Origin of the sequence: Lutibacter sp. (assembly GCF_046055765.1) — a bacterium.
GTDB lineage: Bacteria > Bacteroidota > Bacteroidia > Flavobacteriales > Flavobacteriaceae > Lutibacter.
Map to the genome: position 1 here is coordinate 35,736 of NZ_JASFZF010000029.1, position 22,098 is coordinate 57,833.

Annotated in this window: 20 protein-coding genes; 11 read left to right on the forward strand and 9 right to left on the reverse strand. The window is 28.7% G+C overall.

What is annotated here, in order from left to right:
• Window positions 1–128 precede the first annotated feature (128 nt).
• Window positions 129–575: a MarR family winged helix-turn-helix transcriptional regulator gene (locus tag QM495_RS03360; protein ID WP_408670697.1), complete on the reverse strand. Its 447-nt coding sequence runs from the start codon at window positions 573–575 to the stop codon at window positions 129–131.
• 452 nt (window positions 576–1,027) lie between these two features.
• Here QM495_RS03360 and QM495_RS03365 point away from each other — a divergent pair, with 452 nt between their 5' ends.
• Window positions 1,028–1,435: a NifB/NifX family molybdenum-iron cluster-binding protein gene (locus QM495_RS03365; protein ID WP_408670698.1), complete on the forward strand. Its 408-nt coding sequence runs from the start codon at window positions 1,028–1,030 to the stop codon at window positions 1,433–1,435.
• Between the two features lie 117 nt (window positions 1,436–1,552).
• Here the strand turns inward: QM495_RS03365 and QM495_RS03370 are convergent, their stop codons facing one another.
• The 3 genes from QM495_RS03370 to typA form a co-directional block, all read right to left on the reverse strand.
• Window positions 1,553–2,062 (reverse strand): c-type cytochrome, encoded by a 510-nt coding sequence (locus tag QM495_RS03370; RefSeq protein WP_408670699.1) that lies wholly within the window; start codon window positions 2,060–2,062, stop codon window positions 1,553–1,555.
• A 43-nt stretch (window positions 2,063–2,105) separates the two neighbouring features.
• Window positions 2,106–2,720, reverse strand: coding sequence for a DUF2202 domain-containing protein (locus tag QM495_RS03375; protein ID WP_408670700.1), 615 nt, complete (start codon window positions 2,718–2,720; stop codon window positions 2,106–2,108).
• Window positions 2,721–2,891: 171 nt separating this feature from the next.
• Window positions 2,892–4,661, reverse strand: a complete 1,770-nt coding sequence (gene typA / locus QM495_RS03380; RefSeq protein WP_408670701.1) for a translational GTPase TypA — start codon at window positions 4,659–4,661, stop codon at window positions 2,892–2,894.
• A 128-nt stretch (window positions 4,662–4,789) separates the two neighbouring features.
• Here typA and QM495_RS03385 point away from each other — a divergent pair, with 128 nt between their 5' ends.
• Window positions 4,790–4,924, forward strand: coding sequence for a hypothetical protein (locus QM495_RS03385; RefSeq protein WP_408670702.1), 135 nt, complete (start codon window positions 4,790–4,792; stop codon window positions 4,922–4,924).
• A gap of 81 nt (window positions 4,925–5,005) precedes the next feature.
• Here the strand turns inward: QM495_RS03385 and QM495_RS03390 are convergent, their stop codons facing one another.
• Window positions 5,006–6,172 carry a proline dehydrogenase family protein gene (locus tag QM495_RS03390; protein ID WP_408670703.1) on the reverse strand — a complete coding sequence of 389 codons (1,167 nt, stop codon included), beginning with the start codon at window positions 6,170–6,172 and terminating at the stop codon, window positions 5,006–5,008.
• A gap of 86 nt (window positions 6,173–6,258) precedes the next feature.
• On the opposite strand from QM495_RS03390, the gene aroB reads away from it, so the two are divergent.
• Window positions 6,259–7,326: a 3-dehydroquinate synthase gene (gene aroB / locus QM495_RS03395; protein ID WP_408670704.1), complete on the forward strand. Its 1,068-nt coding sequence runs from the start codon at window positions 6,259–6,261 to the stop codon at window positions 7,324–7,326.
• Here aroB and bshA read toward each other — a convergent pair.
• From bshA to dnaB, 4 genes are all read right to left on the reverse strand, one after another.
• On the reverse strand, window positions 7,323–8,456 hold the full coding sequence (gene bshA / locus QM495_RS03400) for an N-acetyl-alpha-D-glucosaminyl L-malate synthase BshA (RefSeq protein WP_408670705.1): 1,134 nt from the start codon (window positions 8,454–8,456) through the stop codon (window positions 7,323–7,325). The two genes, aroB and bshA, sit on opposite strands and share 4 nt — an antisense overlap.
• Before the next feature lie 112 nt (window positions 8,457–8,568).
• On the reverse strand, window positions 8,569–9,414 hold the full coding sequence (locus QM495_RS03405) for a transketolase (RefSeq protein WP_408670706.1): 846 nt from the start codon (window positions 9,412–9,414) through the stop codon (window positions 8,569–8,571).
• Window positions 9,415–9,510: 96 nt separating this feature from the next.
• Complete coding sequence (locus QM495_RS03410) at window positions 9,511–10,767, reverse strand: asparagine synthetase B (protein WP_408670716.1); 1,257 nt, start codon at window positions 10,765–10,767, stop codon at window positions 9,511–9,513.
• 30 nt (window positions 10,768–10,797) lie between these two features.
• Window positions 10,798–12,315 (reverse strand): replicative DNA helicase, encoded by a 1,518-nt coding sequence (gene dnaB / locus QM495_RS03415; RefSeq protein ID WP_408670707.1) that lies wholly within the window; start codon window positions 12,313–12,315, stop codon window positions 10,798–10,800.
• Window positions 12,316–12,529: 214 nt separating this feature from the next.
• On the opposite strand from dnaB, the gene QM495_RS03420 reads away from it, so the two are divergent.
• The 8 genes from QM495_RS03420 to QM495_RS03455 all read left to right on the forward strand — a co-directional run.
• Window positions 12,530–13,603, forward strand: a complete 1,074-nt coding sequence (locus tag QM495_RS03420; RefSeq protein WP_408670708.1) for a DUF3810 domain-containing protein — start codon at window positions 12,530–12,532, stop codon at window positions 13,601–13,603.
• 24 nt (window positions 13,604–13,627) lie between these two features.
• The gene (locus tag QM495_RS03425; protein ID WP_408670709.1) at window positions 13,628–14,431 is read left to right on the forward strand and encodes a TrmH family RNA methyltransferase; all 804 of its coding nucleotides are present in this window, start codon (window positions 13,628–13,630) and stop codon (window positions 14,429–14,431) included.
• 10 nt (window positions 14,432–14,441) lie between these two features.
• Window positions 14,442–15,674, forward strand: coding sequence for a M48 family metallopeptidase (locus QM495_RS03430; protein WP_408670710.1), 1,233 nt, complete (start codon window positions 14,442–14,444; stop codon window positions 15,672–15,674).
• 44 nt (window positions 15,675–15,718) lie between these two features.
• On the forward strand, window positions 15,719–17,938 hold the full coding sequence (locus QM495_RS03435; protein ID WP_408670711.1) for a RelA/SpoT family protein: 2,220 nt from the start codon (window positions 15,719–15,721) through the stop codon (window positions 17,936–17,938).
• Between the two features lie 106 nt (window positions 17,939–18,044).
• Complete coding sequence (locus tag QM495_RS03440; RefSeq protein ID WP_408670712.1) at window positions 18,045–18,488, forward strand: Fur family transcriptional regulator; 444 nt, start codon at window positions 18,045–18,047, stop codon at window positions 18,486–18,488.
• 16 nt (window positions 18,489–18,504) lie between these two features.
• Window positions 18,505–19,776 carry an adenylosuccinate synthase gene (locus QM495_RS03445; protein WP_408670713.1) on the forward strand — a complete coding sequence of 424 codons (1,272 nt, stop codon included), beginning with the start codon at window positions 18,505–18,507 and terminating at the stop codon, window positions 19,774–19,776.
• A gap of 94 nt (window positions 19,777–19,870) precedes the next feature.
• A complete protein-coding gene (locus QM495_RS03450) occupies window positions 19,871–21,445 on the forward strand; it encodes an OstA-like protein (RefSeq protein WP_408670714.1) in 1,575 nt (524 codons plus the stop codon).
• Window positions 21,442–22,098, forward strand: a 657-nt coding sequence (locus QM495_RS03455) for an aspartate aminotransferase family protein (protein WP_408670715.1), incomplete at its 3' end; no start/stop codon positions are given. The genes QM495_RS03450 and QM495_RS03455, both read left to right, overlap by 4 nt.

Genomic DNA, 22,098 nt, shown 5'->3' on the forward strand with positions numbered 1-22,098 from the left:
ATTCATTCATAATTTTTACTTGTTTTATTTTAACTTACTAATTTAATTTCAACCTTTTAACAATTAATACTATTTAGGGGTATCAAATAGTTTTAATTGTTAAAACGTCATTTGAACTTGGGGTTGATTTAATTTAACCTAATTTTTTCCAATAATTTGTTAAGAGTTAATAGTTCTTTATTTGTTAGATTACTCACAATATCATTCTCAAATTCAGAATGTATTGTTTCAATTTCTGTTAACAAATCTATACCAGCTTCAGTAATTCTTATCTCTACTTTCCTCCTATTTTCTTCACTTTGAATTCTTGTAATTAGTCCTTTTAAACGTAATTTCTCAACTAAACGAGTTGTATTACTATTTTTACTCACCATTTTGGCTTGCAAAGTTAAAAGATCTACTGGTTCACTTTTCAATACTCTTAAAGAACGTAACACTTGAAATTGTTGAATAGATAATGCATATTGTTTTAGATGATCAGAAAATTTCTCATTCATCCAGTTACCTGTTTGCAAAATATTTGCAATTGTTAAGTCAGGTAAATTTAACTCATCATTTTTATCATTTTTATTCAACTTCGGGGGGACAACAATTATCTATACTACTATTGTATATACATCAAATGTAGGTACTATTATTAAAACATCCAAATAAATTTGTTAAAAACTTTTATATTTATATAAATTATATAAATAAAATCATTTAAATCAATCAACTAAATATAGGATAAAACCTTAAAGACATAAAATCCAAAAAAAATATAAAAGCCTGTGTTTATAGTGCTTATATAAATAATATTTAAATAATAAAATGTAAATAGCATGTAAAATTATGATAGGAAACTGTAGTATTTTATTTTTTTAATTATTTTATTTTATTTTTTTTAAATTGTTAATAAGTATAAATATTGTTAATTAAATTATCTAATTTGATACTATACTTTTTTAAATATACTAACTTTAAGTAGTAACTTAAGTTGCTTATTAATCTTGCTTTTAAGTTTAATTTTGTTGAAAATTAAATAAATATGAAAACAATAGTTGCTGTTGCTTCTCAAAATAAGAAAGTAATATTTGAACATGCAGGTAAATGCAGAAATTTTTTAATTTATGCAATTAATGAAGGTATCATTGAAAGTAAAAATATACTTAAACTTACAAAAGAAGAAACTTTACATAGCGCCTCTCATAATGAAGACAATACATTTAAAAGTAGTTTGTTAGATGTAGATATATTATTGACTAGAGGAATTGGGAATGGTTTAATTCAAAAATTAGCAAGACAAAATGTTGCTTGTTATAAAATTGAAGAAACAGATCCTGATACTGCAATTGATAAATTAATTAATGGAACATTAGAAGCTGTTGCCCCAGTATCACAAGAAAAATCTGGTTGTAATTGTAGTTGTGGTGAGAGTCATGGACATCATCATTAGTAGTACATAAATTTAAAAAGAGCTTTAACTTAATTATTAAAGCTCTTTTTATAGAATACAATAATTTATTTGGCAGTATTTCATAAACTATGTAAGTTTTTAGGATAGTGTCTTTTATTAATTTTTTCCCATTCTTTTTCCTCTACCCTTTCCATTTCCCAATCCTCCAAGATGTTCCTCTTTAAAATTACTATCAAACCAATCTGGTTTTTCTAACTTATTATTAAATATATATTCTGCAATTTTAATTACAGCAATTTTATCGAATGGTTGTTTAGGCATTACTTTAAATTTATGCACAGCACCATACATTAAAGCATGTTCTTTTTTAGGGTCTAATACCCAATTTACCACAGCTTCCGTAAATTCAGTTTTAGTTTTAAATGAAACTTTATATCTTTTTTTAATTGCTACCATTGGTGGAGCAATAATTTCGTCATGAGATTTTGTTGTTACAGAATGACAAGCATAACAATTGTTTCTTAACAAGTTATAACCTTCTGGTTTAATTTGTTCATTTGTTGCTTCAACAACTTGTATCTCTTCTATTTTAGGCGCATCTTTTTTAGGTTTACAACTTAATAGTGTAAAAAAGATAATTACTATAACTAGTATTTTTGATTTCATATATAATGCTTAGTTAAGGTGCTAATATACTATAAATTTAATTTTAATAAGTTCCACAAAACTCTATTGAAGTTGTTATTATTTCGTTATAATCTTCTATTGAAATATATACTGGAGAGTACTGAAAATCAACCAATTCTAATTTATCCGTAAAGCTCCTTAAATGATTTCTTGAGCCACATTCTAACAATTCACATACTGAAATAATTTCTTCCTTTGATGTTGAATTTTGAAGTTCATCTAAATCATTAATATCTAAATCTTCAATTAAAGCGCCCACTTTTAATGCTTCTTCATTGGAAACATCAGATAATTCTATTAAATCATTGTATAAGTTTTGTAAGAATTGATCTGTAAAAACACCTCTTTCTACTAAAGCTGGATCGGGAATTTGGTACATATTTAATAAAGTTAACACACTATTCATATGTTGTTGCTCACTTGAAGCTATACTATTAAAAATAAGATCTCCATATTTATCATATGAATATAAATAAACATCTCTTGCTAACTTTTCTTCTTCTCTTAAAAACTTTAAATCAGCTATTTCATTTTGAGAAATTATAGTCTCAATTGTATTTTCAATAGTATCATTATCATTACAACTACTTAAAATTGCAAAAAAACCACTTAAGGTATATAAAATTAATTTTCTCATTATTTATTTTTAGTTTGTTATATAACACTTAGACTATGAATTTTTATATTAGTTTAAAATATTATTGGTAACAAAAGTTACTGGATAAATTTCATCTATCAATTATTAGCTAAAAAAAAGCGCTTTCAAATTAATGAAAGCGCTTAAAATAATAGATTAATATCTATTTCATTATCTATAAGATATTTTACGCATTCGTAAACTTAGAGGAGTTACTTCTAAATACTCATCGTCTTTAATATATTCCATACATTCTTCTAAAGAAAAATCAACTTTAGGAGCTATTTTAACGCTTTCATCTGTACCAGACTTTCTAACATTTGTTAATTTTTTACCTTTAGCTAAATTAACTCCCATATCTTCTTGCTTATTGTTTTCTCCAACAACCTGCCCTTTGTAAATATCTTGATTTGGGTCAATAAAAAATTTACCTCTATCTTGTAGTTTATTAATAGCATAAGGTGTTGCCTTTCCTGTTTCTGCAGAAATTATAGCACCATTATTAGACGTTGCAATTTCACCTTTGAAAGCATCAAAACCTCGTAAACGGTGATTTATAATGGCTTCTCCCTGTGTTGCTGTTAATATTTTATTACGTAAACCAATTAATCCTCTTGAAGGAATATCAAACTCTAAATGTTGCATATCTCCTTTTGGTTCCATTACTAGCAAATCTCCTTTTCGTAAACTAACCAAGTTAATTGCTTTACTTGCTAATTGTTCAGGAACATTAATAACTAAGGTTTCGTAAGGTTCCGATTTAACACCATCAATATTTTTAAAAATTACTTGAGGTCTGCCTACTTGCAGTTCATAGCCTTCTCTACGCATTGTTTCAATTAATACTGATAAGTGCAAAATTCCACGACCAAAAACCGTAAACTTATCTTCAGAATCTGTATCTTCTACTCTAAGTGCTAAATTTTTTTCAGTTTCTTTGTACAATCTATCACGTAAGTGACGAGAAGTTACATATTTTCCTTCTTTACCATAAAAAGGTGAATTATTAATGGTAAACAACATACTCATAGTTGGTTCATCTACTTTTAACCTTGCCAAAGCTTCTGGCTCTTCTAAATCTGCAATGGTATCTCCTATTTCAAAACCATCTATCCCTGTTAAAGCACATATATCGCCACTTCTTACCTTTGCAACTCTATCTTTCCCAAGACCTTCAAATGTGTGTAGTTCTTTTATTCGTACTTTTTTAAAACTACCATCAGCTTTGCACAACATATAATCTTTCCCTTCTTCTAAATCTCCTCTAAAAACACGTCCAATTGCAATACGCCCAACAAAAGATGTAAAATCTAGTGATGTAATTTGCATTTGCGGTGTGCCTTTACGGTAAGGAGCTTCAGGAATATATTTTAAAATAGAATCTAATAAAGGTGTAATATTATCTGTTTCATCTTTCCAGTCATAACTCATCCAACCTTGTTTTGCTGAACCATAAACAGTAGCAAATTCTAACTGTTCTTCCGAAGCATCTAAAGCAAACATTAAATCAAATACTTTTTCGTGTACAATATCAGGTGTGCAATTAGGTTTATCTACTTTATTTACTACAACTATAGGTGTTAACCCAAGTTCTAAAGCTTTCCCAAGTACAAAACGAGTTTGTGGCATAGGTCCTTCAAATGCATCAACAAGTAACAAAACACCATCTGCCATTTTTAAAACGCGTTCAACTTCTCCACCAAAATCCGCGTGACCAGGAGTATCAATTACATTAATTTTTACACCTTTATAAATGATAGAAACATTTTTAGATAAAATGGTAATTCCACGTTCTCGTTCTAAATCATTATTATCTAATAATAAATCGGTACGTACTTTGCGTTCATCTAGAATGTGCGCTTGGTCAATAATTTTATCAACCAACGTAGTTTTACCATGATCAACGTGGGCTATAATTGCTATGTTTCTAATAGATTGCATATTGTGTTTTTTAAGAAGTTGCAAAAGTAGTTGTTTTATTTTGTTTATTGTGAAAAAAGTTAAATAATGATAGATGTCATTAAAAAATTAAATTTTACTTCTTATGTTTGTATTAAAACTATCTAATTATGAATTTATTAAACAGTATTGCATTATTTAGCTGGAATTGGGGTATAATAGGTGCTGCCTTTATGTTTTTAGTGTTTTTAGGGCTAATAGTAGCTTTATTTTTATTAATGAGAACAGGTAAAAAAAAGGAATAATCCCTTTATCTATAATTCTATTATAAAAGAAAAAAAGAGCTGTATTTCCAGCTCTTTTTTTCTTTATATAACTTCAATTAACTAAATTTTTCGTCTTTCACGTTCACGTTTTAGTAATTCTAATTCACGATTTGTTTGCCCAGCTACTGATGTATTTTCTTCAGCTCTTCTAATTAAATAAGGCATTACATCACGAACGGGCCCAAATGGTAAATATTTAGCAACATTGTAGCCTTCTTTAGCTGTATTGAAGCTTATATGATCGCTCATACCAAATAATTGTCCAAACCAAACTCTCTTGTCATTTCTATCTAAATGATGTTTTTCAATTAAATTCATTAATAAATAGGAGCTTTCTTCATTATGTGTTCCAGAAAAAACTGCCATATCCTCAATATTTTCAATCATATATTGTTGTACATCATTGTACATTTTATCTGTTGCATCTTTATCAACACATATTGGATCTTTATAGCCATACTTTTCAGCACGATCACGTTCTTTTTCCATATAAGCACCCCGTACTAATTTCATTCCTACATTAAACCCTTGTTCTTTAGCTCTTTTATGAAGTTTCTTTAAATAGTCTAAGCGATCCCATCTATATAATTGTAATGTGCCAAATACAATAACCCTCTCCTTATTATATTTTACCATCATTTCTTCAATTAAATTATCTGCTGCATCTTGCATCCAAGTTTCTTCAGCATCTATTAATAATGGTATATCTGCATCAAAAGCAGCTTTACTAACGGTATTATATCGTTCTTTTATACGCTTCCATTCAGCTTCTTCATGTCCATCAAGTTCTTTCCCTTCAGTTATTTTTTGATAAATTTCTAACCTTCCAAAACCTGTTGGTTTAAACACTGCAAATGGCAAACTTTCTTTTTCTTTACCAAATTTAATAGTGTTTAATGTTTTCGACATTGCTAAATCAAAATGCTCTTCAACTTCCTTACCTTCTGCAGAATAATCTAATACAGAATGTACATTTTTAGTGTACATTTTATCTATTATTGGCATACAATCTTTTTCAGTTACACCACCACAAAAATGATCAAAAACAGTTGCTCTAATAATACCTTCAACTGGTAAATGTGTTTTTAATGCAAATTTTGTTACTGCAGTACCAATTTTAACCAATGGTTGTCGTTTTATCATTTCAAACAAATAAAAAGCTCTATCCAGCTCTGAATTAGATTTTATAGCAAAGGCTACTTCTGTATTATCAAATAATTTTTCCATTATAAAATATATTTATACAAAGATACTTCTTGCAAGTTTATTTTTTCATTTTTTTAACCTTAATTTGCATTTAAATATTATCCAAAATGACACCTATTTTATCCAATAATTACTACATAAATTTTAATGAAGATGCTTATAAGAAGTTAAACAAATATATTTTAGACTTCAAACCTTCAATAATTTTCATTTTAGTAGATGAAAATACCAATGAAAACTGTTTACCAATACTATTACAAAACCTTGAAACTTCTATTTCTTTTGAAATAATTGAAATTGAAGCTGGCGAAAAATATAAAAATTTAGATACTTGTACTGGTGTTTGGAATGCTTTAACTGAATTAGGAGCAGACCGAAAAAGTTTATTGATAAATTTAGGCGGTGGTGTAATTACAGATTTGGGTGGTTTTGTAGCTTCCACGTTTAAACGTGGAATTGCTTTTATAAATATTCCAACAACATTATTAAGTATGGTTGATGCATCCGTTGGTGGAAAAACAGGTATAGATTTGGGTGTTTTAAAAAATCAAATTGGCTTGTTTTCTGATCCAGAAATGGTGGTAATTGATTCTCAATATTTAAAAACTGTGACTCAACGTGAATTACGCTCTGGACTAGCAGAAATTATAAAATATGGTATAACTTACGATATTGAAGTATGGAATAAATCTATTGATGTTAAAGACCTCAATATTAATAGTTTAATTAGTTTAATTTATCGTTCAATCGAGATTAAAAATGAAGTTGTAACTAAAGATCCTAAAGAAGTAGGAATACGAAAAGTTTTAAATTTTGGGCATACATTAGGACACGCTATTGAATCGTACTTTTTAAAATCTGAAAGCAAAGAAAACTTAACACATGGTGAAGCTATTGCTATTGGAATGGTAACGGAAGCTTATATTTCTGAAAAACTTTTTAGTTTTCCTTCTAAGGAGGTAGAAAATATTAAAAAATCTATTCTAGATATTTTTGGAAAAGTTAACATTGAAGCTTTAGATTACCAAGCTATTATTGAGCTTTTAATACATGATAAAAAAAATGTGGCTGGACAAGTAAATTTTGTACTCTTAACAAATTTTGAAGAATTTAAACTAGACTGCAAAGTTGAAACGCCCCTAATTATTGAAGCGTTAAATTATTATAATTCTTAACAACAATCTTTAATTACTTCTCTGTACACCTCTTTATAATAAGGTAACACATTCTCTAAACTAAACTCTTTGGCTTGTGCCAATGCGTTATTTTTAAATTCTTGTAGTGTTTCTGTATTTTTTAAAATTGCAATTCCGTTTTTAGCCATGTCATCTGTATCACCAACATCACTTAAATAACCTGTTACTCCGTTTATGTTAACTTCAGGTAAACCACCAGAATTTGTTGAGATTACAGGTGTTCTTGCTGCCATTGCCTCAAGTGCAGCCAACCCAAAACTCTCCGTTTCTGAAGGTAATAAAAACAAATCTGAATAACACAATAGTTTATTAACCTCTCTACTATTCCCCATAAATAATACTTTATCTAAAATTCCTAAATCTTTAGCTTGACATTCAATTTGCTCTCTATCGGGACCTTCACCAACCAATAGTAATTTTGAAGGAATTTCTTTTTGAATTTTATAAAAAATAGCTATAACATCTGAAGCTCTTTTTACAGGACGTAAATTACTTACGTGAGCAATAATTCGTTCATTTTCATTTGCAATAGTACTTCTTAAACATTCTTCTGAACCTATTTCTGGATATTGTTCAAAATCTATGAAATTATGTATTACTTTAATTTCTTTAGTAATATTAAATAAACGTAAAGTATCTCTCTTTAAACTTTCAGATACTGTAGTAACTATATCAGAATTATTGATACTAAATTCTACAGCTGTTTTATAGTTTGGATGACTTCCAACCAAAGTAATATCTGTTCCGTGTAATGTGGTAACTACTTTCACATCTATTCCTTTTGCTTTTAGCATTTGTTTTGCCATATATGCTGCATACGCGTGTGGAATTGCATAATGTACGTGTAAAATTTCCAAGCCATATTGTTCTACAACTTCAACCATTTTACTTGATAATGCTAATTCATATGGCTGAAACTGAAATAAAGGGTATTCTTCAACAAAAACCTCATGAAAATGAATATCATTTGAAATAAAATCGAGCCTAACAGGCTGTTTATAGGTTATAAAATGTACATGATGACCTCTTTGAGCCAATGCCATACCTAATTCTGTTGCTACTACTCCACTTCCTCCAAATGTTGGATAACAAACAATTCCTATTTTCAAACTTTTAATTTTTATATGCAGACGTAAATATAAAGTTAATCTTACAATAAGCTCCTTTAGAAAAGTATAAATTAATCATAAAAAAATCCTGCACTTGGCAGGATTTGTATTTTTAATAATCTCCTAAAGTTTCAGGATTTTGACTTAAAGCATCTTCTAATTGAGCATCACTTGGTGATTTACCATGCCAAGCGTGAGTATGCATCATAAAATCTATACCGTTACCCATTTCTGTATGTAATAATATACAAATAGGTTTGCCTTTTCCTGTGAAAGATTTTGCTTCTACCAGCCCATTTTTTATACTTTCTACATCATTTCCTTTTTCAACATCTAAAACAATCCACCCAAATGCTTCAAATTTAGCTCTTAAATCTCCCAAAGGCATTACATCATCTGTAGATCCATCAATTTGTTGCCCATTATAATCTATAGTGGCAATGTAATTATCAACTTTTTTACCTGCAGCATACATTATAGCTTCCCAATTTTGTCCTTCTTCTAACTCTCCATCACCATGTAAAGAATATACTAATTTGGTATCTCCATTTAATTTTTTTGCCTGTGCAGCTCCTAAAGAAACACTCATACCTTGACCTAAAGAACCTGAAGCAATTCTAATCCCTGGTAAACCTTCATGAGTTGTAGGATGTCCCTGCAAACGTGTTCCTAATTTTCTGAAAGTTGCTAATTCTTTTACTGGGAAAAACCCACTACGTGCTAAAACACTATAATAAACTGGCGAAATATGACCATTTGATAAAAAGAATAAATCTTCATTTTTACCATCCATTGTAAAATCAGTAGAATAATCCATCACATCTTGATACAATGTTGTTAAAAATTCAGCACATCCTAATGAACCTCCTGGATGTCCTGATTTTACGGCATGAACCATACGAACAATATCTCTTCTTACTTGTTGTACAAAATCTTGTAATTGTTGTGTTGTAGACATTTTTAAATTTTATTTTTTTAAAGTTACAAAAATAGCTTTTTTGATTTTTGTAACAGCATTTTTTTTAAATAAAGTTATCTTGTTGTTATCAACATATTATGTTTTTTGTTTCTTCTTTTTAGCAGCTGGAAATAACACATTATTTAATATCAAACGGTAACCTGGAGAATTGGGATGCAAATCGAGTTCGGTTTTAGGATCTCCAACTCTATGTTGGTAATCTTCTGGATCGTGACCTCCATAAAAAGTAAACATTCCTTTTCCTTTTACACCATGAATATAACGTGCTTCATGGTTTATATTATTTTCTCCTAAAACTAAGATATTTGACTTTACACTTACCCTATCAAACGAAGTTGTTTGCCCCATAAAACCCTTTACTAATTGTGTGTGATTTTGGCAAAGCATTGTTGGAATTGGATCCCATTTTGCTGAATATTCTTTTAACGAAAAATAATCGGAAGTACGTTTAATATTTGAGCGCTTTCTTGTCATATCTATGGAAGAAAATTCATATTCAACCGGATTTCTAACTAAAGTAAAATCTTTAAACGCAAAAGTTTTATTAAAATCTAATTTATCTTGATAATCAATTTCTGAAGGGTCACCATCAAACATTGTTTCACAAATATCAACTCCTTCAGCAGCTAAAGCAATATCAAAACTATCTGTAGCTGAGCACATTGCAAACATAAATCCGCCGCCAATAACAAAATCTTTAATTTTAAGTGCTACTGCCAATTTCTCCTCAGAAACTTTTGTATATCCCAATTTCTTAGCCAAATTCTCGGCTTCTTTTTTTTGTTCAATATACCAAGGAGCTGTTCTATAAGCACCATAAAATCTTCCAAACTGACCCGTAAAATCTTCATGATGTAGATGTAGCCATTCGTATAATAACAATTTTTCTTCTAATACTTCTTCATCGTAAACTACATCAAAAGGAATTTCAGCATAGGTTAAAACTAAAGTAACCGCATCATCCCAAGGTAATTTTTCATTAGGTGAATATACTGCAATTTTAGGTGCTTTTTCTAAAAGTATTGCATCCATATTTACCGATGGACTACTAATTTTCATTAAAATTTGTACTGCTTGCGTATCAGAAATTACGTAAAATGTAACACCTCTAATTTTACATTCATTTCGAGTAGATTCATTATCTTCTAACAAAAATGAACCTCCTTCATAATTTAATAGCCATTTTGCAGTATTGCCTTGTTGTAATGACCAATAGGTTATTCCATAAGCTTTTAAATGGTTGGTTTGTGAAACTTCATCCATTGGAATTAATATGAATGACGCATAAGTTGTGTACGAAATTAAAGTAAAAAGTAGGATAACTATTTTAATGAAATCTTTTTTAATCAATTTTAATTTTTTTTAAAAAGGAAGACCGTTTTCGTCTAAATTATCATGTGTACCAAAAGCATCTTGAGCACTTGGCATGTTAACCGATGAAATGGCATCATTCATTTTTGATTGAAATTCGCTACTAAAATCATCATCTAAGTTACTAAACTGTGCTAAATGAGGTGTAAACTTCAATTTTATATTTTCTAAGCCACCGTTTCTATGTTTTGCAACAATAAATTCAGCTTGCCCTTCACAATTACTTCTTTCTTCATCATCCCATTCTGTAAGTCCATAATATTCAGGGCGATAAATAAATGAAACAATATCTGCATCTTGTTCAATTGCACCAGATTCACGTAAATCTGATAATAACGGACGTTTATTTCCTCCACGGGTTTCAACAGCACGAGATAACTGAGAAAGTGCAATTACAGGTATAGCCAATTCTTTTGCCAATGCTTTTAAATTTCGAGAAATCATAGATATTTCTTGTTCTCTGTTTCCTCCTTTAGAAGTTCCAGCAGTCATTAATTGTAAATAATCAATCACAATTACTTTTACACCATGTTGGGATACTAAACGACGTGCTTTTGCTCTTAAATCGAAAATAGATAATGATGGTGTATCATCAATAAATATTGGTGCATTCGATAAGTTTTTAACTTTTACATTTAATTGTTCCCATTCGTGAGGTTCTAAATTACCTTTTCTTAATTTTCCAGAAGAAATTCCAGTTTCACTAGAAATCATACGAGTAATTAATTGAACTGATGACATCTCTAATGAGAAAATAGCAACAGGTGTATCAAAATCAATTGCCATATTTTTTGCCATTGACATTACAAAAGCTGTTTTACCCATACCAGGACGTGCAGCCAAAATAACTAAATCGGAAGGTTGCCAACCTGATGTTAACTCATCTAAACGAGTAAAACCCGTTGCTACACCACTCATACCCTGTTTATTAGAAATTTCTTGTATTTTTTTAATTGCCTGATTCACAAGACCTTCAGCAGATTCTGAACTTTTTTTAAGGTTTCCTTGTGTTACTTCAAATAATTTTGATTCAGCATCGTCTAATAAATCAAAAACATCTACGGTTTCATCATAAGCTTCTTCAATAATTTCAGCAGAAATTGAAATTAATTTACGCTGAATATATTTTTGTAGAATAATACGTGCGTGGAACTCAATATGAGCAGATGAAGCAACTTTTTGAGTTAAACCCACTAAATAAAAATCGCCACCAACAGCGTCTAAGTTTTCTGTTTTTCTTAGTTGGTTTGCTACTGTTAATAAATCAGTTGGTTCAGAGTTTTTAAATAATGTAAATATTGCCGCATAAATTAATTTATGTGCTTCTTTATAAAAAACATCATCATGTAAAATATCAATAACGTCATCTACACCTTTCTTATCAATCATCATAGCACCTAAAACAGCTTCCTCTAAATCAACTGCTTGAGGTGGTATTTTTCCCTTTTCAAGATTAATTACGGTACTTTTTTTAAATTTATTAGATGATACAGGTTGTAAATTTTTCACGCTTTAATTAGTTTGTTTTATTGAATTTAAAATTTAAGGTAAAGAAACATTTAATTTTGAACTATTTTCTATCTAAAGCAAATGTAATTTTTAAAACACAAATTTAACTCGAATTTTGAATTTTATTTTTACACATATTTTGTTGACAAGTGTATATATTGTTAATAACTCTATAAACATTAATTTCTCAATATTTATTTCCTACTTTTGAAATATGGAACGCAAAAAAGTATATAAAATTTTAACAATTATATTGGTTATGCAATGGGCATTTATTCAAATTATTGCCCAATATCCTAGTATCATTGAAAAATATTACTCGAACGGAGCATATTTTTACATTTCAAAATTATTAAGATTACTTTTTGGATGGATTCCTTTTTCTTTTGGTGATATATTATACAGTATTATTGGTATAATTATAATAAAAGGTATTTATATAGCGCTTAAAAATAAACAGTTACACTTTAAAAATACTTTTTTTAAAACTGGAGCCATTATCTCAGTTCTATTTTTCTTTTTCCATCTTAACTGGGGTTTGAATTATTTTAGACAACCTTTATTTGAAAGTTTAAATTTGAAAAAAAACACCTATTCTTCAAATGAATTAGTTGATTTTACTAAAATACTTATTTTAAAAATTAATCAAGTACAAGTTTCAATTACTAAAAATGATACACTGGTTGTAGAAAACAAATTAAATAAAAAACAAATTAAAAAACTTTCTCCTTTAGCATATCATCAATTAGCTTTAAAATATCCACAATTTAAATTAGATAATCCTTCATTAAAACATTCGTTATTTAGTATCCCTTTAACTTATATGGGCTTTGCAGGTTATTTAAATCCTATTACAAATGAAGCGCAAGTAAACTCACTGATACCAAAAAATAATTATCCTGCTACTACCTGTCATGAAATTGCACATCAGGTTGGTATTGCTTCAGAAAGCGAAGCTAATTTTGTTGGATATTTAGCTTCAATACATTCTAAGGATGCATATTTTAACTATTCGGGCTATTTATTAGCACTGAGGTATTGTTTGTCTGAAATTTATAGGACTGATCCTCATGAATTTGAAAATTTATTAACTCTTCTTAACAAAGGAATATTAAAAGATATGCAACAAAGTCAAGATTTTTGGCAATCTTACCAAAATTGGTCTGAAAAATATTTTAAAACTTTTTATGATTCATTTCTAAAAGCAAATAAACAAAAAGATGGAATTCAAGGATATAGTAAAATGGTATCACTTTTAATAAATTACTATAAATTAGAAACGTTATAGGAAATTATCTGCTATTTTTGCCAAATGAATAAAGAAATAACAAGTACCCAAAATTCATATATAAAAGAGCTTGTTCAGTTAAAAGAAAAATCGCGGCTTCGAAAAAAAACAAATACATTTTTAATTGAAGGTGTACGTGAAATTTCATTGGCAATTAAAGGCGATTACCAAGTTAAAACACTATTAATTGCTACCACAATTGTTAATAATGATGAAATAGGGCGCTTAATTACCAAAATGAATTCTACAGTTGAAATTATTGAAATTTCTAAAGAAGTGTATAAAAAATTAGCTTTACGTGATTCAACTGAAGGAGTTATAGCAATTTGTAACAGTAAAGATTTATCATTAAATTCAATACAATTCTCAACTAAAAACCCACTTATTTTAATTGCTGAAGCACCAGAGAAACCTGGTAATATTGGTGCTCTTTTACGAACAGCAGATGCTGCCGGAGTAGATGCTGTTTTTATTGCAAATCCTAAAACTGATATTTACAATCCAAATATAATTAGGTCTAGTGTAGGTTGCGTTTTTACTACAAAAATTGCAACGGGAACAACTTCAGAAATTATTACTTACTTAAAGGAACATCATATAAATATGTATGGAGCTGCGTTAACAGCTTCAGCTGAATACCAAACTATCAATTATACAAAATCATCAGCCATTATTGTGGGTACTGAAGCTACTGGATTATCTCATGAGTGGCTTCAAAATACCACACAAAATATTATTATTCCTATGCGAGGTGCAATTGATTCTATGAACGTATCTGTAAGTGCTGCCATTTTAATTTTTGAAGCTGTAAGACAGCGAAATTCCTAATATTTTAACTATGAATTCTGAAATTTTATTTTATATATTAATAGGTATAATTATTGCCAAATATTTATTTGATACCTATATTAACGCCTTAAATTCTAAACATTTTAAGGATATTATTCCTAATGAATTAGCTGGTGTTTATAATGAAGAAGAGTATTTAAAATCACAAGCATATAAAAAGGCAAATTATAAATTTTCGCTAATTTCTAGTACATTTTCAATTATAACAACCGTAATATTTTTTATGCTAGATGGTTTTGCTTATGTGGATAATTTAGCTCGTACAATTTCAAATAACATTCTACTCATCACATTAATTTTCTTTGGTATAATTATATTTGCAAGTGATATTCTATCGTTACCTTTTTCATATTATAAAACTTTTACTATTGAAGAAAAATTTGGATTTAATAAAACTTCAAGAAAAACATTTGCTTTAGATAAAATTAAAGGTTGGCTAATGATGGTAATTGTTGGCGGAAGTTTATTAGCCTCAATAACTTGGTTTTACCAGCAAACTACAACAAATTTTTGGTTATATACTTGGGCTTTAATTAGCTTTTTTACACTATTTATGAATCTGTTTTATTCAAAATTAATAGTACCTTTATTTAATAAGCAAGTACCTTTAAAAGATGGAGATTTAAAAAATGCAATAGAAAATTTTGCAAGTAAAATTGGATTTAAACTAGATAATATATTTGTAATTGATGGTTCAAAGCGCTCTACAAAAGCGAACGCTTATTTTTCTGGTTTTGGCTCACAAAAACGTATTACGCTATTTGACACATTGATAAATGATTTAGAAATTAATGAAATTGTTGCTGTTTTAGCTCACGAAATTGGGCATTATAAAAGAAAACATATTATTTATAATTTACTATTATCTATAACTTTAACAGGTTTAACTTTTTTTATTTTATCATTATTAGTTGGTAATTTAACTTTATCACAAGCTTTAGGTGTTGAAACCACAAGTTTTCATATTGGCTTAATAGCTTTCGCTATTTTGTATAGTCCAATTTCAGAAATTACCAGTTTATTTATGAATGCTCTTTCAAGAAAATTTGAATATCAAGCCGATAATTATGCTAAAGAAAACTTTAATTCTGAAGACTTAATTACTTCATTAAAAAAATTATCTAAAAATAGTTTAAGCAATTTAACACCACATCCTTTATACGTTAGAATTCATTATTCTCATCCAACCTTATTACAACGAATTTTAAACTTGAAAAAATAAGCTTTTCTATTTGTTAGTCTACCATAAAATAGTATTTTTAAGCAATGGCATATAATTTAGGCATAGAAGAAGAAAATAAAGAAATTACTAGACGATATAAAGATCTTTTAAAAGGTGCTTATCAGTCATTTACTGTTGCGGATAAGAAAGAAATTAGAAAAGCCTTTGACATTGCTTTAGAAGCACATAGTCGCCAGCGCCGAAAAACAGGTGAGCCCTACATTTTTCACCCTATTGCTGTTGCTAAAATTGTTGCTTATGAAATTGGTTTAGACACAACATCAATAATAGCTGCATTATTGCACGATGTTGTTGAAGATACAGATTATACATTAGAAGATATTGAACGCTTATTTGGTGAAAATGTAGCAAGAATTGTTAACGGGTTAACAAAAATTTCTCATTTAAAAAAGGAACAGAACGCTTCAGTTCAAGCTGAAAATTTTAGAAAAATGTTACTAACTCTTAACGATGATGTACGGGTTATTTTAATAAAAATTGCAGATAGATTGCACAATATGCAAACTATGGATGCAATGCCACAGGATAAACAAGTAAAAATTTCTTCTGAAACATTATATATTTATGCTCCACTTGCTCACAGATTGGGCTTATATAATATTAAAACTGAACTTGAAAATCTTGGATTAAAATACACTGAACCTGAGGTTTATAATGATATTTTAGATAAAATTTCACAAAGTAAAGAGGAGCAAAATATTTATATTGAATCTTTTTCAAATATTATAAAAGAATCTTTAGACGTAGAAGGATTTGAGTATTATATAAAAGGAAGAAGAAAATCTATTTATTCTATTCGTAAAAAAATGCTTTCTCAAGGTGTTACGTATGAAGAAATTTACGACAAATTTGCAATTAGAATAATTTACAAATCAACACTTAAAAATGAAAAATTTGATGCTTGGAAAATATATTCTATTGTAACAGATAATTTTATACCAAACCCAAGCAGGTTGCGAGATTGGATAAGCCAACCCAAATCAACAGGATACGAATCACTTCATATAACTGTTATGGGACCACAAGGAAAATGGGTTGAAGTTCAAATTCGTTCAGATAGAATGAATGAAATTGCAGAAAAAGGGTATGCAGCACATTATAAGTATAAAAATAACACCGAGCGTGAAAGTGGTTTAGATGATTGGCTCAATAAAATTAAAGATTCACTAGAAAACCCTGATAGTAATGCCATAGATTTTGTTGAAGACTTTAAACTAAATTTATATGCTAAGGAAATATTTGTTTTCACACCAGGGGGTGATTTAATAGCATTACCAAAACATGCTACTGCTTTAGATTTTGCTTTTTCAATTCACACACAAGTTGGTATGAATTGTAGAGGAGCAAAAATTAATGGAAAATTAAAACCAATAAGTAACGAATTATTTAGTGGAGACCAAGTTGAAATTATAACATCTACAAACCAAAAACCAACTATAGGATGGCTTGATTTTGTTGTAACAGCAAGGGCTCGAACAAGAATTAAAAACGCACTTAAAGAAAATCAAAAGAAAATTGCAGAAGAAGGTAAAGAAATTTTAACTAGAAAATTAAGACATCTAAAAATTACCTTATCAGAAAGTATTGTAAATGACCTTGTAAATTTTTTCAAACTTAAAACAAGTTTAGATTTATTTTATAGAATGGGAATAGGTTCCATTGAAAATCCACAATTAAAAGAATTTATGGCGCAACGTAATAATTCTTTTGTGAATTTTTTCAAAAAAAGAATTAAAAGAGCTCCAAAAAATGAAACTTTTAAGGAAAAAGATGAAGTTATTGATAATTACGATTCATTAGTTTTTGGAAAAGAAGAAGAACGATTAGATTTTAAAATATCTCCATGTTGTAATCCAATCCCTGGTGATAAAGTTTTTGGATTTGTAACAATAAATGATGGTATTAAAGTACACAAAAAAGATTGTCCGAATGCAATAAGCTTGCAATCTAATTATGCTTATAGAATCATGAGTGCAAAATGGATTGACTCTACAAAACAAGAATTTAAAGCTATTTTAAAAATTTATGGAGTTGACCATGTAGGTTTAGTAAATGAAATTACACAAGTAATTTCAAAAAACATGAATGTAAATATACATGGATTAAACATTTCTGGTAATGATGGAATATTTGAAGGAAGTATTACCGTAAGTGTTAAAAATAAATCTCAACTTCAAAAATTAAGTGACAGTATCAAAAAAATTGAAGGTATAGATTCGATTGAAAGAATTAATAAACATTAATTTTATTCACAATTAAAGTTAATAAGTAAGATTTTAACAAAGAATATTATATAAAAATTAAGATTAACTTTGTTGTATTAAGAAATACAACTCAAAATATAGTAGTATGAGTAATGAAAATCAAAAGATTGTAAAAAATGTTTTCGTAAACTTTCTTGAAGCAAATAGCCATAGAAAAACACCCGAAAGATTTGCTATTTTACAAGAAATCTACGATTTAAACGATCATTTTGATATTGAATCACTCTATATACAAATGAAAAATAAAAATTATAGAGTTAGTAGAGCTACACTTTATAATACGATAGAATTATTATTAGATTCAGGTTTAGTTAGAAAACACCAATTTGGACAAAATCAAGCCCATTACGAAAAATGCTATTTCGACAAACAACATGACCACATCATTTTAACTGATACAGGTGAAGTTATTGAATTTTGTGATCCTAGAATTCAAATTATTAAAAAAACAATTGAAGACACCTTCAATATAGATATCAATAATCATTCGCTTTACTTTTACGGAACAAAAAAACAAAAAAACAACTAACTTATAATTTAGCAAAATGGCTGTAAACTTATTATTAGGACTACAATGGGGAGATGAAGGAAAAGGTAAAATTGTAGATGTCCTTACATCTAATTATGATATTATTGCACGTTTTCAAGGAGGTCCAAACGCAGGACATACACTAATTTTTGACGGTCATAAACATGTTTTACACACAATTCCATCAGGAATTTTTCATAAAAACGCTATAAATATTGTAGGAAATGGTGTTGTTATTGATCCCGTTATTTTTAAAAAAGAATTAGATAATTTATCACAATTTAATTTAGATTTTAAAACAAAACTATTAATTTCAAGAAAAGCGCACCTAATTTTACCAACGCATCGTTTACTTGATGCTGCTAGTGAAACTTCAAAAGGAAAGGCTAAAATTGGTTCAACTTTAAAAGGTATTGGTCCAACATACATGGATAAAACCGGTAGAAATGGAATACGTATTGGAGATTTAGAACTTGATAATTGGAAAGAGAAATATCAAACTTTAGCTAAAAAACATTTAAAAATGTTAAATTTTTTCGATGTTGATATTCAATATGATTTAGAGGAACTTGAAACAGAATTTTTCAAAGCTGTTAAGGTATTAAAACAACTAACTTTTATTGATAGCGAAGAATATTTAAGAAATGCACTCAAAAATAAAAAAACAATTTTAGCTGAAGGTGCTCAAGGTTCTCTATTAGATATTGATTTTGGGACATATCCATTTGTAACATCATCTACAACAACAGCAGCTGGTGCCTGTATAGGTTTAGGCGTTGCTCCAAACAAAATTGGTGATGTTTTTGGAATCTTTAAAGCTTATATAACACGTGTTGGTTCAGGACCATTTCCTACTGAATTATTTGATAAAAATGGTAAAACTATGGCTAAAGTTGGTCATGAATTTGGTGCTACAACTGGTCGTCCTAGGCGTTGCGGATGGTTAGATTTAGTTGCTTTAAAATATGCCGTTGAAATAAACGGAGTTACGCAATTAATGATGATGAAAGGTGATGTTCTTTCAGGCTTTGAAACATTAAAGGTTTGTACTTCCTACAATTATAAAGGTAAAGAAATAACTCATTTTCCTTATAATATTGAAGAACATAATGTTACACCTATTTATACTGAGTTTAAAGGTTGGAAAGAAGATTTAACTGCAATGACTTCTACTGACACATTACCAAAAGAGTTGAATGAATACATTAAATTTATTGAAGATTTTGTTGAAGTTCCAGTAAAAATAGTATCTGTTGGACCCGATAGAAAACAAACAATAATGAGATAAACAAAAAAAGCTTCAAATTTTGAAGCTTTTTTTAGGATAACTTTATTAATATCTACCTACTTTTTCGTTAGTTTTGTATCAAAATAACATAGATTTGAAAAACACACTTTTTATAATTTTATTGCTATTAAGCATTGTTGGTAATTCTCAAACTAAAAGAATTAAAATTTTACATGCTGATAATACATATGTGAAACCTGAGTATCCAGGAGCAACCATTTCACAAGGAAATGTTTTTATTGAACACGAAGGAGCAACGCTACGCTGTGACAAAGCTTATATTTATCAGGAATTAAACCTAATGAAAGCAATGGGAAACGTAGTTGTAAATCAAGGAGATACCATTTTTCAATACAGTAAATACACTGATTATGATGGTAATAAAAAAATTGCAACTTCTTGGGGAAAAGTACTTTTGAAAGATGAATTCATGGAATTACGCACTGATACACTTCAATTTGATAGAGTACATCAACATTTATATTATAAAAGTGGTGGTACTATTAAAGATACTACAAATGTTTTAACAAGCAAAATTGGTAATTACTACTTAGAAACTAATAAATTTCAAGCGTATACAAATGTAGATGTTGTAAATAAAGATAGTAAGTTAGTTTCAAATCACCTCGATTATTACACAAGTACAGGAATTGCAGACTTATTTGGACCCTCTACAATAACAAGCGAAAGCAATAAAATTTATACAGAAAAAGGGCGGCATAACTCTAAAACAAATATTTCATACTTCATAAAAAACTCTAAAATATTTTATAGTGATAGAACTATTGAAGGTGATAGTTTGTATTATAATAAAAATATTGAATTTGCTTCAGCAACAGGTAATATTAAAGTAATTGATACGGTTAATAATTCAGTTATAAAAGGTGGTTATGCAGAGTTTTTTAAATTAAAAGACTCTATGTTTATTGTTGATAAAGCTGTAGCCATTTCTAAAATGGAACAAGATTCTATTTACATACATGGTGATACTTTAATGATTACCGGAAAAGTTGAAGAACGCTTGGTTAAAGCATTTAATAATGTTAAAATTTTTAAGTCAGATTTACAAGGAAAATGTGATTCTTTAGTTAGTAATGAAAAAACTGGTGTAACAAAACTATTTATTAAACCAATTTTGTGGGCAGAAGGAAATCAAATTACCGGTGATACTATCTACTTAATATCTAACAAAAAAACTGAACAATTAGATTCTTTAAAAGTTTTAAACAATGGTTTTATAATTAAAAAAGATTCAGCAGGCTTTACACAATTAAAAGGTAAATATATGTACGGTAAGTTTGAAAACAACAAACTTAAATCGTTAAATACCATTGGAAATAGTGAGTCTATTATCTTTTTAAGAAATGAAGTTCAACTACTAATGGGTATCGATAAAAAAAGGTGTAGTAAAAATATTTTTGTTGGCTTAGAAAATAATGAGTTTAGCTTTATTGATTATAACGATATGGTTGATGGTAAAACATATCCACCTTCAGAATTTGAAAAACTCAACCCAAAAGAGAAGCTTTTTAAAGGTTTTGATTGGCGAGAAGATGAGCAACCACTAACAATGGAAGATATTTTTAAGAGAGAAATTAAACCAAAAGAAGAAAAAGAAGTAAAACCATCAATAAAAAAAGAATTTAAGGAAGAAATTATTGAAAATTGAAAGAAGATTTTTTTAAATATCAAGCACAAACATCTCCTCACCCACTTGCCATAGAAATTTCTCATGCCAAAGGAAGTTTTGTGTATGATAACAATGGTAAAAAATATTTAGATTTTATAGCCGGAGTTTCAGCAAATACTTTAGGACATAATCATCCAAAAATTTCTAAAGCGATCAAAAATCAGGTTGATAAATATACACATGTAATGGTTTACGGGGAATTTATTCAGCAACCACAAGTAAGCCTCTCAAGGTTATTAGCCAATAATTTACCTAAGCCTTTAGAAACAGTTTACCTAACAAATTCTGGTACAGAAGCAACAGAAGGAGCCCTAAAATTAGCTAAACGTTACACAGGACGAAGTGAAATTATAGCTGCAAAAAATAGTTATCACGGAAATACTCAAGGCGCCATGAGTGTTTGTGGTGAAGAACAACAAAATAGTGCATTTAGACCATTAATTCCTGGGATTAAGTTTATTTCATTTAATAATAGTGTTGATTTAAATAAGATTACTAGAAATACGGCTGCAGTAATTTTAGAAACTATTCAAGGAGGAGCTGGTTTTATTGAACCTAAAAACAATTATCTAAAAAATGTTAAAAATAAATGTGATGAAGTTGGTGCATTACTAATTTTAGATGAAATTCAA